1 protein-coding gene is annotated in these 491 nt (G+C 43.2%); it reads right to left on the bottom strand.

Annotated elements, in window-relative coordinates; translation table 11 throughout:
- The coding region (locus GBI66_RS19175; RefSeq protein ID WP_151717185.1) for an aldehyde dehydrogenase family protein at positions 1-491 on the bottom strand (491 nt) is incomplete at both ends.

Here is a 491-nt window from a genome sequence, read left to right as displayed (position 1 = left end):
AGACGCTTTAAGGCTGCACATGTTTGACCAGCGTTTAAGAACGCCATATTAAAAATCTTGGCTGCAATTTCATCGATATTTGCATCAGGCAATACAATACCAGCATCATTACCACCCAACTCTAAAGTTAAGTGTTTTAGGTGCTGAGCTGCCCCAGCCATAATGTGCTGACCTGTTCGAGTTGATCCCGTAAACACGACTTTTTGTACATCAGGGTGAGAAGATAATGCTTCACCAATCTCACCAGCACCAACTACAATTGAAATTACGCCAGCAGGAACTTCTTGCTGAATGATTTCACATAAACGTAAAGTCGATAGTGGGGTGTATTCAGAAGGTTTACTAATGACAACGTTACCTGCACGCAATGCAGGCATGATATGCCAAACCGCAATCATCAATGGCCAGTTCCAAGGAGTAATTGAAGCCACTACACCTAATGGTTGGCGATGGCGCTCAATACGCTTGGTTTCACTGTCTTCAATTACTTC

The sequence above is a fragment of the Acinetobacter sp. TUM15071 genome (genome assembly GCF_008980925.1).
GTDB classification, from domain to species: domain Bacteria; phylum Pseudomonadota; class Gammaproteobacteria; order Pseudomonadales; family Moraxellaceae; genus Acinetobacter; species Acinetobacter dispersus.
The sequence above is the reverse complement of the archived record's forward strand: the minus strand, read 5'-3'. Positions and strand labels throughout refer to the sequence as shown.